General features: G+C 66.9%; 15 protein-coding genes. 5 read left to right on the top strand and 10 right to left on the bottom strand.

Annotated elements, in window-relative coordinates:
• Positions 1-7 precede the first annotated feature (7 nt).
• Genes Ga0080574_RS23775 through Ga0080574_RS23790 form a run of 4 tightly spaced genes read right to left on the bottom strand, consistent with a single transcriptional unit; the run spans position 8 to position 3,199 of the window.
• Positions 8-1,192 (bottom strand): phage major capsid protein, encoded by a 1,185-nt coding sequence (locus Ga0080574_RS23775; protein WP_076705472.1) that lies wholly within the window; start codon positions 1,190-1,192, stop codon positions 8-10.
• 30 nt (positions 1,193-1,222) lie between these two features.
• Positions 1,223-1,765, bottom strand: coding sequence for an HK97 family phage prohead protease (locus Ga0080574_RS23780; protein ID WP_076705474.1), 543 nt, complete (start codon positions 1,763-1,765; stop codon positions 1,223-1,225).
• Between the two features lie 23 nt (positions 1,766-1,788).
• Positions 1,789-2,016 (bottom strand): GTA head formation protein, RCAP_rcc01685 family, encoded by a 228-nt coding sequence (locus tag Ga0080574_RS23785; RefSeq protein WP_076705477.1) that lies wholly within the window; start codon positions 2,014-2,016, stop codon positions 1,789-1,791.
• Positions 2,009-3,199, bottom strand: a complete 1,191-nt coding sequence (locus Ga0080574_RS23790; protein WP_076706123.1) for a phage portal protein — start codon at positions 3,197-3,199, stop codon at positions 2,009-2,011. Before Ga0080574_RS23790 ends, Ga0080574_RS23785 begins: the two co-directional genes overlap by 8 nt.
• Positions 3,200-3,434: 235 nt before the next feature.
• Here Ga0080574_RS23790 and Ga0080574_RS23795 point away from each other — a divergent pair, with 235 nt between their 5' ends.
• Positions 3,435-3,914 carry a GNAT family N-acetyltransferase gene (locus Ga0080574_RS23795; RefSeq protein WP_076705479.1) on the top strand — a complete coding sequence of 160 codons (480 nt, stop codon included), beginning with the start codon at positions 3,435-3,437 and terminating at the stop codon, positions 3,912-3,914.
• Positions 3,915-3,965: 51 nt separating this feature from the next.
• Here the strand turns inward: Ga0080574_RS23795 and Ga0080574_RS23800 are convergent, their stop codons facing one another.
• From Ga0080574_RS23800 to Ga0080574_RS23825, 6 genes are all read right to left on the bottom strand, one after another.
• The gene (locus Ga0080574_RS23800; RefSeq protein ID WP_076705481.1) at positions 3,966-5,312 is read right to left on the bottom strand and encodes a DNA-packaging protein; all 1,347 of its coding nucleotides are present in this window, start codon (positions 5,310-5,312) and stop codon (positions 3,966-3,968) included.
• On the bottom strand, positions 5,248-5,589 hold the full coding sequence (locus Ga0080574_RS23805) for a hypothetical protein (RefSeq protein WP_076705489.1): 342 nt from the start codon (positions 5,587-5,589) through the stop codon (positions 5,248-5,250). The genes Ga0080574_RS23800 and Ga0080574_RS23805 overlap by 65 nt, the downstream gene beginning before the upstream one ends.
• A 383-nt stretch (positions 5,590-5,972) precedes the next feature.
• Positions 5,973-7,406 (bottom strand): NAD(P)(+) transhydrogenase (Re/Si-specific) subunit beta, encoded by a 1,434-nt coding sequence (locus Ga0080574_RS23810; RefSeq protein ID WP_076705491.1) that lies wholly within the window; start codon positions 7,404-7,406, stop codon positions 5,973-5,975.
• Positions 7,407-7,422: 16 nt separating this feature from the next.
• Entirely contained in the window at positions 7,423-8,997 is a 1,575-nt protein-coding gene (locus Ga0080574_RS23815; protein ID WP_076705493.1) for a Re/Si-specific NAD(P)(+) transhydrogenase subunit alpha, read from the bottom strand.
• A 134-nt stretch (positions 8,998-9,131) separates the two neighbouring features.
• Positions 9,132-9,587: a methyltransferase family protein gene (locus Ga0080574_RS23820; protein WP_076705495.1), complete on the bottom strand. Its 456-nt coding sequence runs from the start codon at positions 9,585-9,587 to the stop codon at positions 9,132-9,134.
• Positions 9,588-9,662: 75 nt separating this feature from the next.
• Entirely contained in the window at positions 9,663-10,610 is a 948-nt protein-coding gene (locus tag Ga0080574_RS23825) for an MBL fold metallo-hydrolase (RefSeq protein ID WP_076705497.1), read from the bottom strand.
• A 135-nt stretch (positions 10,611-10,745) separates the two neighbouring features.
• Here Ga0080574_RS23825 and kynU point away from each other — a divergent pair, with 135 nt between their 5' ends.
• The 4 genes from kynU to Ga0080574_RS23845 all read left to right on the top strand — a co-directional run bounded on the left by kynU (position 10,746) and on the right by Ga0080574_RS23845 (position 15,721).
• Positions 10,746-11,939 (top strand): kynureninase, encoded by a 1,194-nt coding sequence (kynU, locus tag Ga0080574_RS23830; protein ID WP_076705499.1) that lies wholly within the window; start codon positions 10,746-10,748, stop codon positions 11,937-11,939.
• A 134-nt stretch (positions 11,940-12,073) separates the two neighbouring features.
• Complete coding sequence (locus tag Ga0080574_RS23835) at positions 12,074-13,435, top strand: M16 family metallopeptidase (RefSeq protein WP_076705501.1); 1,362 nt, start codon at positions 12,074-12,076, stop codon at positions 13,433-13,435.
• The gene (locus tag Ga0080574_RS23840; protein WP_076705503.1) at positions 13,432-14,745 is read left to right on the top strand and encodes a M16 family metallopeptidase; all 1,314 of its coding nucleotides are present in this window, start codon (positions 13,432-13,434) and stop codon (positions 14,743-14,745) included. Before Ga0080574_RS23835 ends, Ga0080574_RS23840 begins: the two co-directional genes overlap by 4 nt.
• Before the next feature lie 259 nt (positions 14,746-15,004).
• Positions 15,005-15,721, top strand: coding sequence for a DNA helicase (locus tag Ga0080574_RS23845; RefSeq protein WP_076705505.1), 717 nt, complete (start codon positions 15,005-15,007; stop codon positions 15,719-15,721).
• Positions 15,722-15,739: the final 18 nt, after the last annotated feature.

The raw sequence follows: 15,739 nt of genomic DNA on the forward strand, positions 1-15,739 counted from the left end.
GTCAGTCTCAGGCCAGGGCGCAGCGCAGCAGCTTGATCGCCGCGAAATCGCTCACGTCACCGCCGACGCGCTTGGTGGCGTAGAACAGCACATGCGGCTTGGCGCTGAAGGGATCGCGCAGCACCCGCAGATCCGGCCGTTCGGCAATGGTGTAGCCGGCGCCGAAATCACCGAAGGCAATGGCATCGGCATCGGCGCCAATGTCCGGCATGTCCTCGGCGATCAGCACCGGATAGCCCAGCAGGCGCGCCGGCTCGGCGGCGGCCAGACCGTCCGACCACAGATGCCGCCCATCCGCGTCCTTGAGCTTGCGCAGTGCGCCGGCGGTCTTGGAGTTCATCACGAATGCAGCCTTGGCGCGGTATTCCGCCCCCAGCGCATAGACCAGGTCGATGATCGCGTCGCCGCCGCCGATCCCGTCGGCCACGCCCGAGGGCACATAGCCGAGATTGCCCCAGGTCCAGACATCGTTGTCCACCGTGTCGTGGTCGAGGAAGCCGCGCGGCTTGTCGACGCCGTCGCCGCTGACAAAGGCCGCCGCCTCGGCGCGCGAGAACTTGTCGGCGATCCGGCCCGCCAGCCAGGTCTCGATATCGAAGGCGCTGTCGTCCAGCAGCCGCTGGCTGGCCTTGGGCATCGCCGAGAGCTCGTGCAGCTTGATCGAGATGCGGTCGATGGTCGGCGTGCCGGTGACCGTCGAGTCGGTGGTCTCGTCGGCCCAGCCGGCGCCGGTCTCGCCCTGGTCGATCAGCACGTCATAGGAGGTGGCCTCCACCGTCACCACGCTGGCGATGGCCCGGATCGAGGCGGTGCTGTCGAGCACCGATTTCACCGTCTCCGAGGTCACCGGGTCGACCAGATAGCCGCCATCGCCCGCCACGGCGGTCGACATCGCCTTGCCCTCCAGCGCCAGCCCGCGCAGCGCGTCGTCGTCGCCGCTGCGCAGATAGGCGTCAAAGGCCTTCTGATGCGGCGCAAAAGTCTCTGCCGTGGTGGCCAGCGCCGGGCGTCCGCGCGGGGTGGTCATTTTTGCGTCAAGCATGGTCAGTCGCTCTTCCTGTTTTTGAAGCTTCACCTGAAAGTCGGCCTGCAAGGCCCTGAAATCGCCGACGAGTCCCGCAACAGCGGCGCTCACCCGGGCGACCGGAGACAGATCTTCCCCGGTCCGAGAACCAGTCTCGGAGTTGCTCATGATCTCGATCCCGTTCGTAAGAGGCGCGCGTCAGCCGCCCGCCAGGTCCAGACGCGCGCCCTCCAGCGCCTGCGCCAATTCACGCAGCATGGCCTCGTCCGGGCTCTCGCCCTTGGCCGCCACCCGCGCACTGGGCAGCATCGGGAAGGTCACCAGCGACACTTCCCAAAGCTCCAGTTCCTTGAGGAGCCTGCGCCCCTTCTCATCCTTGCCCGCCTTCAGCGTGCGATAGCCGATCGACAGCCCGTCGATGGCCCCTGCCGCGATCAGCGCCGCCGCCTCGCGGCCCTTCTCCACCGTGTCCAGAAGCCGGCCCTTCACATAAAGCCCGCGCGCATCCTCGCGCACCTCCTCCCAGATCCCGATGGGCTGAGCCGGGTCGTGCTGCCAGAGCATCTTGACCGCGCGCCCCTCGGCGCCCAGCCGCCCCAGCGAGGCCGCATAGGCCCCCGGCGCCACCACGTCGCCGCCCTGATCGCAGGCCCCGAACAGCGAGGCATAGCCCTCGATCTTCGTGCCCTCGACCAGCACCACCTCCGCGTCGAAGCGGCAGAACTTGTGCTCAAGATCCATTCCCGTTCCTTTCCGAAATCCGCTCAAGGGGTCACGCCCGTCAGCCCGACGAATGCCTGCGCCAGGATCACCCCGGCGACCCCGTAAACCGCCAGCCACAGCCGTTTCTCCAGCCGCTCGATCAGCGCCTCGATCCGGTCGAGCCGCCCGTTCAGCGCCTCGATCTGCAAGCGGCTCACCCGCTCATGCGCCTCCAGCTTCAGCGCCGGCGCGCAGGCAAAGGGCTCGTATTCCAGCTTGCGCTCACTCACCCTCGCCGCCCTCCGGCAGCGCGGGCAGGCCCAGCATCCGGCGCTTCTCGGCGGCGGTGAGGAAATCGGCCCCCGCGACGCGCGCCCATTGCGCGTCGCGCTCGGCGGCCAGCGCCGGCACCTGGTCGAGATCCGGCGACAGCGCCACCTCCTCGCCCAGATGCGCCGACAGCCACCGCCCCACCGCCGCCGTCACCCGTGTCGCCAGCGGCAGCACGGTGAGCCGGTAGAAAGCGCGATGCGCCTCCTGGTAATTGGCGAATGTCGCCTCGCCGGGAATCCCCAGCAGCATCGGCGGCACCCCGAAGGCCACCGCGATCTCGCGCGCCGCCGCCTCCTTGGTCTTCTGGAATTCCATATCCGAGGGCGAAAACCCCATCGGCTTCCAGTCGAGCCCACCCTCCAGCAGCATCGGCCGCCCGGCATTGCGCGCGCCCTGATGCAGGCTCTCCATCTCGTCGCGCAGCCGTTCGAACTGATCGTTGCTCATCGCGCCCTGACCGTCGGCACCCGTCCAGACGATGGCCCCCGAGGGCCGCGCCGCATTGTCGAGCAGCCCCTTCGACCAGCGGCTCGCGGCGTTATGCACATCCACCGCCTGCGCCGCCGACTGGATCGGCGAGAGCCCGTAATGATCGTTCTGCGGATGAAACGCCCGGATATGGCAGACCGGCGACACCGCGCCGCCGGCATCGAACCGGTGCCGGCGCCCGTCGACCATGTAGTCATAGGCGATGGGCCAGCCATCCGGCCCCGGCACCAGCCGCATCCGGTCCGAGCGCAGCACATGCAGCTCGGCGGGCAGCCCGGCCTCGCCGCTCACCGCCTCGACATAGCCGTCGCCCGACAGCAGCAGGTGGCCATAGAGCGCCTCGAACAGTTCCGCGCGGCCCTGCGCCGGGTTCGGCGCGCTCACCAGCGACAGCAGCGGATGCTCGGTGTAGCGCTGTTCCCGGTCCTGAAGCACCAGCGGCAGCGCCGCGGCGGCCTCGGCGATGAGCTTCACCGCGCGAAACCCCACCGGATTGCCCGCAAAGCCCGCGCGGGTCAGCGAGCCGCTGTCGCGCGGGCTCCAGGCCACGCGCCCGGCGCTCGCATAGGCCATGACCGGCCCGGTGGCCGAAGCCTTGACCTCCGGCACCGGCGCCGCCCCGCTGTCCCTGCGCAGAAAATCGAATACCATCGCCTGACGCTCCTTGCTCATGTCCGCTTGGGGCCGTCGCGGGCCCTCATCGCCTTCGAAAACCACCCTAGGAAAAGAAGGTTAAGGCGCTCTGCCGGCAGCGCCCGCTCGCGGCGCAACACCCCGCTCAGCGAAACCCGGCTATGCAGTAGACGCCCTAGCTTGGGGCGCTAACTCCGGGTTAGGCTCCCCGGATACCCGCGCCTGCGCACAAGAAACCTCCGGGACATACTGAATGACTGCCGAGCCTCCGCCCGATCTCCGCCCCCTGTTGTCCGAGGATGCCGAGATCGCGGCCGAGATCTTTCTCGATGCAGTCCTGAACGGCACCGCGCCGCATTATTCCGAGGAAGAGCGCCGCGCCTGGGCCGGCCCGCGCGCCGATCCCGAGCGCTGGCGCGACCGCATCGGCGGCTCGGTCGGGCTGATGGCCGAGCTGCGCGGCGTGCCGGTGGGTTTCATGACGCTGGTGATGCCGGGTCATATCGACCTGGCCTTCGTGCGCCCGGGCGCCGCCGGCCACGGCATCGGCAGCGCGCTGCTTTCGGCGCTCACCACCATCGCCCGCGCCGGCGGCGCCAGCGCACTGACCTCCGATGTCAGCAAGGCCGCGCGCGCCTTCTTCGCCCATCACGGATTCGAGCTGCTGCGCGAACAGAGCATCACCCGCCGCGGCGTCGCCCTGACAAACTACGCCATGCGCAAACCCCTGTAGGGTGGGCTTCAAACCCACCCCAGACGCGCAAAGCCTGGCAAACCGCCCGTGTTACAACACCCGCAGAGCCGGCCGCTTCCAGCCCTGCATCGGCGCCACCACCAGCTCGGTCAGCGCCCAGACCAGCGCATCCACCCGGTCGGGCGAGCCCTGCCCCTGAAACCCCGCCGCCGTCATCAGCCCCATCTGCTCCTCAAGCGCGGCAAAGCCGCCCGCATGCCCGACACGCCCCTGTTCGTAGAGCGCCGCCACCGGCTCCGCCCGCGCCACCTTGCCCCGCGTCGCATGCACCTGACGCAGCGCGATCTGCGGCGCCACCTGCCGCAGCACCGTCTCGACCATGGCGCCGCCCTGATTGACCTCGGCCACCACCCGATCCGCCTGCCAGCGCTCATAGGCCGCCACCGCCGCCTCCGCCCAGCCCGTGGGCGAGACGCCCTGCACCGTCGCATCCTCCAGCACGACCGCGCGCCAGCTCTGCGGCGGCCCCTCGCAAAGCACACCGGCCACCACGATCCCGCAAGCATCCGAGGCCTTGCCCGCCCCCGCCGGCGGGTCCACCGCCACCACGATCCGGTCAAAGCGCTCGGGCACCGGCATGCCCTGCGCCCGGTCCAGCATCTCCGCCGTCCAGAGCGCCCCGTCCACATCCGAGACCAGCACCCCGTCGAGCTCCTGCCGCGCCAGCCGGGTATTGCCGTAGCGCGCCCGCACCTCCTCCAGAAACGACGCCGCCAGATTGGCCCGGTTGGCCTCGGTCTTCGCCCGCGTCACCACCGTGCTCCCCAGCGCCAAGAGCTCCTTCAGCACGCCGACATTGCGCGGCGTCGTGGTCACGCAGACCTGCGGCGTCTCCCCCAGCCGCAGCGCGAATTGCAGCATGTCCCAGGTCTCGCGCGCCTTCTTCCACTTGGCCAGCTCATCGACCCAGGCGGCATCGAATTGCGGCCCGCGCAGCGCCTCCGGATCATGCGCCGAAAACACCATCGCCTCCGCCCCGTTCGGCCACACGAGACAGCGCCGCGTCGCCTGCCACTCGGGCCTGCGGTCGGGCGGCGAACAGGCCAGCAGCCCGCTCTCGCCGAACACCATCACCTCGCGCACCTGATCCAGCGTCTCGCCCACCAGCGCCACGCGCTTGCAGCGCCCCGGCGACAGCGGCAGCGCGCCCTCGACGCAGGAACGCACCCATTCCGCCCCGGCCCGCGTCTTACCCGCGCCGCGCCCGCCCATGATCACCCAGGCGCGCCAGTCGCCCTCGGGCGGCAACTGATGCTGCATCGCCCAGAACTCGAACAGAAAGGGGAGTGCCAGGCACTCCCCCTCCGTCAGCTCATTCAGAAACCCCTCGCGCACCGCAGCACCGGCGGAGGCGAGCCATGCGGCACCCGATCTCATCGCGCGCCCGTTCGAGATCCAGAGCCCAGTCTCCGGCAATCCCCTTCTGTTTTCGTCTGACATTGGCGATCTGCGCCTCCGTTTCATGCGACGCCCTCATCCAGTAGCGGACATCGCTCATCAGCTTGCCCGCCTCGGTCTTGGACACCTCCTCCCCGTCTTCGATCTGCGCCTTGAGGCGTCTGATTTCCGCGCCGAGCTCCTGAAGAACGCCGACGATCCGGTCGCGCTCGTCTTCGAGTCGCGACATTTCCTCTTCGAGATGGATAAGGATCATGCTCGATACCTTTCTTGCCTGTGGGTCTCCGCCCGAGGCAGCAGGACGACCGTCACCCTCTTTCGAAGACAACGGAAAAGACACCCGCCGGGGGCCTGTCCCCGGCGCCGTCCACCCAATGCGTCCAGCATGGCAAAACTCTAGCCGCGACCGCGCGCCCGGTCAAATTTTCGCACCGAACGCCATCCCCTAAAGCGCTGTTAAAACTTATGAATTCCGCATTAACCACCAAAGCGCCGCAGCTTCATCTTTCGTAAAATACTCCCGCCGGAGGCCTCCGCCACCGGCCACAAAGCGCCACCCTCAAACAAAAAAAGGGCGCGGCCCCAAAAGGCGCCGCGCCCGCAGGGTGGGGTTTCAACCCACCGCAGCTTTCAGCAAACTCACTCGATGCGGTTGAGCAGCTCGCCCAGCGAGGCTTTCGCATCGCCATAGAACATCCGCGTGTTCTCCTTGTAGAAGAGCGGGTTCTCGATGCCGGAATAGCCGGTGCCCTGACCGCGCTTCGACACAAACACCTGCTTGGCCTTCCACACTTCCAGAACCGGCATGCCGGCGATGGGCGAGTTCGGATCTTCCTGCGCAGCCGGGTTCACGATGTCATTGGAGCCAATGACGATCACCACATCGGTGTCGGGGAAGTCGTCGTTGATCTCGTCCATCTCCAGCACGATGTCATACGGCACCTTGGCCTCGGCCAGCAGCACGTTCATATGCCCCGGCAGACGCCCAGCGACGGGGTGGATGGCGAAACGCACCTCCTTGCCCTTGGCGCGCAGGCGCCGGGTCAGCTCGGCCACGTTCTGCTGCGCCTGCGCCACCGCCATGCCATAGCCCGGCACGATGATGATGCTGTCGGCCTCGTCCAGCGCGCCGGCCACACCGTCGGCATCAATGGCGATCTGCTCGCCCTCGACCTCCATCGCCGGGCCGCTCGTGCCGCCGAAGCCGCCGAGGATCACCGAGATGAAGCTGCGGTTCATCGCCTTGCACATGATGTAGGACAGGATCGCCCCCGACGAGCCCACCAGTGCACCGACCACGATCAGCAGGTCGTTGCCAAGCGAGAAGCCGATGGCCGCCGCCGCCCAGCCGGAATAGCTGTTCAGCATCGACACCACCACCGGCATGTCGGCGCCGCCGATGCCCATGATCAGATGATAGCCGATGAACAGCGCCGCCAGCGTCATGATGAAGAGCGGCAGGAAGCCCCCGGTCGACACGTACCAGATCAGGCAGAGCACCGAGATCACCGCCGCCGTCAGGTTGAGCAGATGCCCGCCCGGCAGCTTTTTCGCCGCGCTCGTCACCTTGCCCGCCAGCTTGCCGAAGGCGATCACCGAGCCGGTGAAGGTCACCGCCCCGATGAAGATGCCAAGGAACAGCTCGACCGACAGGATATTGAGCTCGACCGGCGTCTTATGCGCCACCAGCTCGGCAAAGGTGCCATGCACCTCGGCGCCGGCCTCTTGCGCGCGTGCCACCGCCTTCATGGTGAAATGCGCGTTGAAGCCGACGAACACCGCCGCCAGGCCCACCAGCGAGTGCATCGCGGCCACAAGCTGCGGCATCTCGGTCATCTCGACCTTCTTGGCCACATAGACGCCGATGACGCCGCCCGCTGCCACGAGAATGACCGAAAGCCACCAGAGCCCCGCACCGGGGCCGATCAGCGTGGCGAAGACCGCCAGCGCCATGCCGACGATGCCGTACCAGACGGCGCGCTTGGCGCTTTCCTGGCCCGAGAGCCCGCCGAGGCTCAGGATGAAGAGCACCGCCGCGACCACATAGGCCGCCGTCGTGAATCCGAATTCCATTGTTCTGCCCTCCCCCTTACGACTTCTGGAACATGGCGAGCATGCGCCGCGTCACGAGGAAACCGCCGAAAATGTTGATCCCGGCCATGAACACCGACAGCGCCGCCAGCAGGATCACCAGGAACGAGCCCGAGCCGATCTGCATCAGCGCGCCGAGGATGATGATCGACGAGATCGCGTTGGTCACCGCCATCAGCGGCGTGTGCAGCGAGTGGCTCACGTTCCAGATCACCTGGAAGCCCACGAAGACCGCCAGCACGAAGACGATGAAATGCTGCATGAAGCTCGCGGGCGCCACGAGGCCCACGCCCAGCAGCAGTGCCGCACCCACCGCGAGCAGGGTCACCTGGCTCCGGGTCTGCGCCTTGAAGGCCGCCACTTCCTGCGCGCGCTTCTCTTCCGGCGTCAGCTCGGGTGCCTTCTCCTTCGGCTTGGCGGCCGCGATCGCCTTGGTCTTGGGCGGCGGCGGCGGCCAGGTCACGTCATGCTTGTGCGCGATGGTGGCGCCGCGGATGACGTCGTCTTCCATATTGTGATCGACCGTGCCGTTCTTCTCCGGCGTCAGGTCGGTCATCATGTGACGGATATTGGTGGCGTAGAGGCTCGACGACTGCGTCGCCATGCGGCTCGGGAAATCCGTGTAGCCGACGATGGTCACGCCATTGTCGGTGACGATTTTCTCGTCCTTCACGGTCAGCTTGCAGTTGCCGCCACGCTCGGCGGCGAGGTCGATAATGACCGAGCCGCGCTTCATGCTCTCGACCATATCCGGAGTCCAGAGCTCGGGCGCCTCGCGGTTGGGGATCAGCGCCGTGGTGATGACGATGTCCATTTCCGGTGCCAGCTCGCGGAACTTGGCCAGCTGCGCCTCGCGGAATTCCGGCGAGGAAACAGAGGCATAGCCGCCAGAGCTCGACCCGTCCGCCTGCTCTTCCTCGAAATCGAGATAGACGAATTCCGCGCCCATCGACTCGACCTGCTCGGCCACTTCCGGCCGCACGTCGAACGCGTAGGTGATCGCGCCCAGCGAGGTCGCGGTGCCGATGGCGGCGAGGCCGGCCACACCGGCGCCGACGATCAGCACCTTGGCGGGCGGCACCTTGCCGGCGGCGGTCACCTGCCCGGTGAAGAAGCGGCCGAAATTGTTGCCCGCCTCGATCACCGCGCGATAGCCCGCGATATTGGCCATCGAGCTCAGCGCGTCCATCTTCTGCGCGCGGGAGATCCGCGGCACCATGTCCATGGCGATGACAGACGCGCCCTTGTCGGCGGCCTCTTTCATCAGCGCCTCGTTGGCGGCCGGCCAGAAGAACGAGATCAGCAGCTGACCCTCGCGCAGCCCGGCTGCCTCCTCATCGGTCGGCGGCTGCACCTTGGCCACGATCTCCGCCTGCGCCCAGAGCGCCTGCGCATCGTCGACCAGCGTCACCCCCGCCGCTTCATAGGCGGAATCCGCAAACCCGGCCTTCACGCCGGCGCCCCGTTCCAGCAGGCACTCATAGCCCAGCTTTTGCAGCTGGCCCGCCGAGTCCGGCGTCATCGCAACGCGATTTTCACCTGCCGCCAGTTCCTTTGGCGTCCCTATCTTCACGTTTGTCGTCCCCCTTAGGATCTCCTGAGACATGTCTCTTGCCGTCGCGGCACATGCCAATTGATACCGTGTCTACAATCCAGACCGGCCGCTCACAACGTCATCGCGTCGGTTAATCACATCCGGAGACGGATTTAAAGCCACCTTCTCGTTTGTTGCGAATATTTAGCATATCTCGCAAGAAACTTTCGCTGCAACCGCATCTCCTCGGGTTCGATAAAGCGTTTCTCGATCACCCAGACAAAGACCGGCAGCAGCGGTAGCGCCAGCACCGCATCCCAGAACAGAATGAACCCCGCAAGAATCATGCCATCGCCCAGATAGATCGGGTTGCGCGTGCGTTTGAAGATGCCGCTGGTCACCAGCTGCGCCGCCTCGTCATGCGGCATGAAACTGGTGTGATGTCGCCGCATCTCGGCCAGCGCCAGCGCCGCCAGCAGCGCGCCACCGCCCACCAGCAGCCCGCCCAGCAGATCCGCCCAGACCGGGCCAAAGCTCAGCCCCATCGGAAAGCGATGCGCCTGCACCCAGGCCAGCGCCAGGCAAACGGCCAGCCAGACCGGCGGAATATCGACCCATTTCCGAAACATACCCGGCATCCTTCATGCAGCATTCCGCCACATGTCAAACCAAAGCGAAGCCGCCCGCAAGGGCGAATGAGCCGGTCACTCCCATTCCATCTCCTCATACACCCGGCCCGCATTCTTCGTCGCCAGCTCCTCGAATGTGTCGAGCCCCTCCCAGGTCGACTGATCCACGTAATAGGCGCTCGCCAGATCGCCGCCCTCGTCGATATGCACGCGGATCTTGGCGCGCAGATCCTTGAGGTAGTCCGAGGTGAACCGCGTCACCTGCGCCATATTCGTCGGATGCCCATGGCCGGGGATCACATAGGTCGCCCCCAGCGCAGTGAACGGCCCGTCAAAGGTCTCGATCCAGCAGCTCGTACAGGTCTCGGCAAAGATCGGCGGCATGCGCTCATGAAAGGCGATGTCACCGGCGATCACAATGCCCCATTGCGGAATCCAAACCTGCGTGTCGCCCGGATCATGCGCCGGCCCCAGATGCAGAACCTCCAGCGCCACCTCGCCCATCTCGACGGTGTATTTATCGGAAAAAGACAAGTTCGGCACGGCAACCCCCGTGCCTTCAGCCTTGTCACGGTTGTAATTCTGCATGCCCTGAAGGATGAAATCGCCATCCTTCTCGAACACCTCGATGGCATCCTCATGCGCGAGGATATCGACCCCCAGCTCCGCCCAGTAGGAATTGCCCAGCATCGCGTGGCCCTGGCCGTTCTCGTTGATCACCAGCTTCACCGGCTGATCGGTCACCGCCTTGATCTCCTCATGCAGCGCCGCCGCCAGCCGTGCCGAGGCGCCGCCATTGATCACCACCACGCCATCGCCGGTCACCACAAAGCTGAGATTGTTGTTATGACCCGAATTCTCATAGGTCGGCGGCGCCGTCGCACCGATCGCGCTCCAGACATGCGGGATCACCTCCACCGGCTTGTCGTAAAGCTCCGACTGCGGATACTGGTCCGCAATATCCTCATGCGCGGCGGCCGCCCCCGCCAGCAATACCGCCCCGATCGTCACTCCAACTCGCATGGTCGCTCCTCCCTCATGGCTACCGCGCATGACATTCACAGATGCGAATAGGTATGACAAGCCGCAATCCGGCGGCTTGCCCCCGGCGCGAAACGGCGTCAGGGTCTGGCGAAGCAATTGCGCCGGAGGAGCGTTTTGACCGATTTCGCCTGGACCCGTAACCAGTTCCATATTCCGCTCGGCCTGATCTATCTCGACGGCAATTCCCTCGGCCCCCTGCCCAAGGCCACACCCGCGCGGATGGAGCGCATGCTCTCAGAGGAATGGGGCGAGCATCTGATCGGCGGCTGGACCAGCTGCAGCTGGATGGACATGCCGCGACGGCTCGGCAACCGGCTGGGCCGGCTGATCGGCGCCGAGGAGGATCACGTCGTGATCGGCGACACGCTTTCGATCAAGGTGTTCCAGGCGCTCGCCGCCGCGCTCCAGATCTGCCCCGAGCGCCGGGTGATCCTCTCGGACCGGGGCAATTTCCCCACCGATCTCTACATGGCCGAGGGGCTGATCCGGCTGCTCGGCGACCGTCACGAGCTGCGCCTCGTCGCCCCGCACGAGCTTGAGGACGCGATCACCGAAGAGGTGGCGGTGCTGCTGGTAACCGAGGTCGATTATCGCACTGGGCGGCGCCACGATCTCAAGGCGCTGACCCGCAAGGCGCATGACATGGGGGCGCTGGCGATCTGGGATCTGGCGCATTCCGCCGGCGCCCTGCCTGTCGATGTCGCCGCCGGCGGCGCCGATTTCGCCGTCGGCTGCACCTATAAATACATCAATGCCGGCCCCGGCTCGCCGGCCTTCATCTATGTCTCTCCCGAACATGCCGAGCACGCCGACCCGGCGCTTGCCGGCTGGCTCGGCCATGCCGCCCCCTTCGCCTTCGAACAGGGCTACCGTCCCGGCGAGGGCATCGAGCGCATGCGCGTCGGCACGCCGCCGGTCCTGCAAATGGCCGCGCTCGACGCGGCGCTCGACGTCTGGGACAAGGTCGACATGAAAAAGCTGCGCAAACGCTCGCTCGCCCTCACCGGGCTGATGATCGAGGAGGTCGAGCAGCATTGCCCCGGGCTGAAACTCGCCACCCCCCGCGACAACGACGCGCGTGGCAGCCAGGTCTCGTTCCGCTCCGAACACGGCTACGCCATCATGCAGGCGCTGATCGACCTCGGCGTCGTCGGCGATTTCCGCGCCCCCGACGTGCTGCGCTTCGGCATCACGCCACTTTACATCGGCGAGGACGAGATCCGCGAGGCGGTCGAGGTTCTGGCCCGCGTCCTGCGCGGCGCGCTCTGGGACCATCCGAAATACCAGCGGCGCAAATCGGTGACCTGAGCCGCCGCCTCACCCCCCGGCGCGCCCCTGCGCGTCATCCGCCACAATCACGAAACCGCAAGCGCCGCTTGAAGTTGCCCCCCGGGCGCGTAGGTTGACGCTCACATTCAGAGTTCAGACCGGAGACTTTGCCGATGAAGACACTCGCCGCGGCCTGCGCCGCCCTGGCTCTCGCAGCGCTCCCCGCACTGGCCGAGGACCAAGAGCCGGTCACCACCTTCACGCTCGACAACGGCATGGATGTGGTGGTGATCGAGGATCATCGCGCCCCCGTCGTCGTCCAGATGGTCTGGTATCGCGCCGGATCGGCGGACGAGACGCCCGGACGGTCCGGCGTTGCGCATTTCCTCGAACACCTGCTTTTCAAGGGCACCGATACGCTGGCGCCCGGCGAGTTCTCCCAGGTCGTGGCCAAGAATGGCGGCACCGACAACGCCTTCACCTCCTACGACCAGACCGCTTATTTCCAGCGCATCGCCGCCGACCGGCTCGGGCTGATGATGGAGATGGAGGCCGACCGCATGGTCAATCTGCGGCTCGACGAGGAGGACATCCTCACCGAGCGCGATGTGATCATCGAAGAGCGCAACATGCGGGTGGAAAACGACCCCGCCGCGCTGATGCGCGAGCAGCTCGGCGCCGCGCTCTATCTCAACCACCGCTACGGCGTGCCGATCATCGGCTGGCGCGACGAGATGGAGACGCTCGATCTCGACGCCGCGTATGATTTCTATCACCGCTTCTACGCCCCCAACAACGCCATCCTGATCGTCGCGGGCGACGTGCGCCCCGACGAGGTGCAGGCGCTGGCCGAGGAGCATTACGGCCCTCTGCCCGCCAACCCCGAGGTCGGCGCACCGCGCGCCCGCCCGCAGGAGCCGCGCCAGCTCGCCGAGCGCCGGCTGACCTTCCGCGATCCGCGCGTGGCCCAGCCCTATGTGATGCGCCGCTATCTCGCGCCCGAGCGCGATCCGGGCGACCAGCGCGAGGCGGCGGCGCTGACGCTGCTGAGCGAGATCCTCGGTGGCGGCCAGACCTCGGTGCTGAACCGCGACCTGCAATTCGACAGCAAGTCCGCGCTCTATACCGGCGCCTTCTACGACGGCACCTCCTATGACGATTCGAGCTTTGGCCTCGTCGCCGTGCCAGCCCCCGGCGTGACCCTGCCCCAGCTCGAAGCCGAGCTCGACGAGACGCTTGCCAGCTTCATCGACGAGGGCGTCGACCCGGATCAGCTGGAGCGCATCAAGTTCCAGCTCCGCGCCGACCGGATCTACGAGCGCGACAGCGTGCAGTCGCTGGCGCGGCGTTACGGCAGCGCGCTGACCTCCGGGCTGACGGTGGAGGACGTGCAGGCCTGGCCCGACATCCTGCAATCGATCACCGGCGAGGAGATCGTGGCGGCAGCCCGCAAGGTCTTTGACCGCAAGCAATCGGTCACCGGCTATCTGATGCCCGAAGAAACGCAGGACGCCCCCAAGGAGGTGACCCAATGAAACCGGTTTTCGCCTTCGTCGCCAGCCTGTTCCTCGCAGGCCCCGCCCTCGCCGCAGCCGATATCCAGACGGTCGAGACGCCGATGGGCTTCACCGCCTGGCTGGTCGAGGAGCCCTCGATCCCCTTCACCTCGCTGGAAATCCGCTTCGAGGGCGGCACCTCGCTCGACGCACCCGGCAAGCGCGGCGCCACCAACCTGATGGTCGGCCTGCTTGAGGAAGGCGCCGGCGAGTACGACGCACGCGGCTTTGCCGAGGCGCGCGACGCGCTCGCCGCCAGCTTCCGCTACGATTCCGGGCCCGACACCGTGTCGGTCTCGGCCAAGTTCCTGACCGAGAACCGCGACGAGGCGGTGGCGCTGCTGCGCGAAAGCCTCATAGATCCGCGCTTTGGCGAGGATGCGGTCGAGCGAGTGCGCGCGCAGGTGCTCTCGGGCATCCGCAGCGACCTCAAGGATCCCGACGCCATCGCCAATGCCGAGTTCGACCGCCTGGTCTTTGGCGATCACCCCTACGGCTCGCAGCCCGAGGGCACGGTGGAAAGCGTCACCGCGCTCACCCGCGACGATCTGGTCGCGGCCCATCGGGCGGCGCTGGCCCGCGACCGGGTCTATATCGCCGCGGCGGGCGACATCTCTCCCGAGCAACTCTCGGCGCTGATCGACCGGCTGCTCGGCGATCTGCCCGCCACCGGCGCGCCGCTGCCCGAGGATGTTGACGTCGCCACCACGGCCGGCACCACGGTCGTGCCCTTCGACACGCCGCAATCGGTGGCGCTCTTCGGCCATGAGGGGCTGAAGCGCGACGATCCGGATTTCTTCGCCGCCTATGTGATGAACACGATCCTCGGCGGCGGCGGTTTCGAGGCGCGGCTGATGACCGAGGTGCGCGAAAAGCGCGGCCTGACCTACGGGGTCTATTCCTATCTGCTGCCGATGGACCATGCCGAGCTCTATCTGGGCCGGGTCGCCTCGGCCAATGACCGCATCGGCGAGGCGATCTCGGTGATCCGCGACGAATGGGCCAGGATGGCGAGCGAGGGCGTCAGCGATGCCGAGCTGGCGCAGGCCAAGACCTATCTCACCGGCGCCTATCCGCTGCGCTTCGACGGCAACGGCCCCATCGCGCGCATCCTCGTGGGCATGCAGATGGACGGGCTGACGCCGGACTATGTCACCACCCGCAACGATCATATCGAAGCGGTGACAGCGGAGGATATCGCGCGCGTGGCCGCCCGGCTCCTGCAACCGGATGCGCTGCGCTTCGTCGTGGTCGGTCAGCCCGAGGGGCTGGAGGACGCGCCGGGCTAAAGCCGCCGCTCTGGTGGTTCGCACGGGACAGAGGCCGGGGCATCGCTCCGGCCTTTCTCTTTCCCATCGCTGGCGCGCGCTTTGCCGCTTGAGCCTTCCACCCCCGCCCGGCTAGACTGCCCCCGTGCCTGGCTCGGGCCGCCTCCCTCCAGCGGGGAAGCATGTATCATGCGGAGCGTCGTCATTCCGGACCTGTCTCGTCCGAGCATATGCATAAGGAGGGTTTGCGTCGGCTGCTCGGAAGAGGAGGACCAGACATATGCATCTCTCCGCCCCCATCTACAGGCTGAAACGCAACGCCAGAGATCTCGCCCGCCAGCAGGGCATTCCCCTGCACCGGGCACTGGATCGCGTTGCCAGCGAACAAGGCTACCAGAGCTGGAGCCATCTCGCCTCGCAGGCATCGCAGGCGCGCCCGGCGGCAGCCGTCCTGTCGCGGCTCGTTCCCGGCGACCTGATCCTGATCGGCGCACGGCCCGGACAGGGCAAGACCCTGCTCGGTCTGGAGCTCGCGGCGCGCGCCGGCGCGCTCGGCAGAACCGGGTTTTTCTTCACGCTCGATTACCACGAACGCGACGTCCGCCAGCGGCTTTCAGAGCTCGGACTGCCCCCCTCCGCCGATGCAGGGGCGGTGCAGGTGGATACGTCAGACGACATATCGGCGGATCACGTCATTCGCCGTCTCGCGAGCGCAGGCACCCCTGCCCTTGCCGTGATCGACTATCTGCAACTGCTCGACCAGAAACGCAGCACTCCCGATCTCGCAACCCAGATCGGCGCGCTGCGGCGCCATGTGAAAGAGACCGGGGCCATCTGCGCCATCATCTCGCAGATCGACCGCAGCTTCGATCTGAGCCCGCGAAAAATGCCCGGGCGCTCGGATATCCGCCTGCCCAATCCGCTCGACCTCGCCGCCTTCGACCGGATCTGTTTCCTCAACGAGGGCCGGCTCCGCATGGAGGCCGCACAGGCCTGACACGCAAACGGGCCGGAG

Origin of the sequence: Salipiger abyssi, from assembly GCF_001975705.1 — a bacterium.
In the GTDB taxonomy this organism is placed as follows: Bacteria; Pseudomonadota; Alphaproteobacteria; order Rhodobacterales; family Rhodobacteraceae; genus Salipiger; species Salipiger abyssi.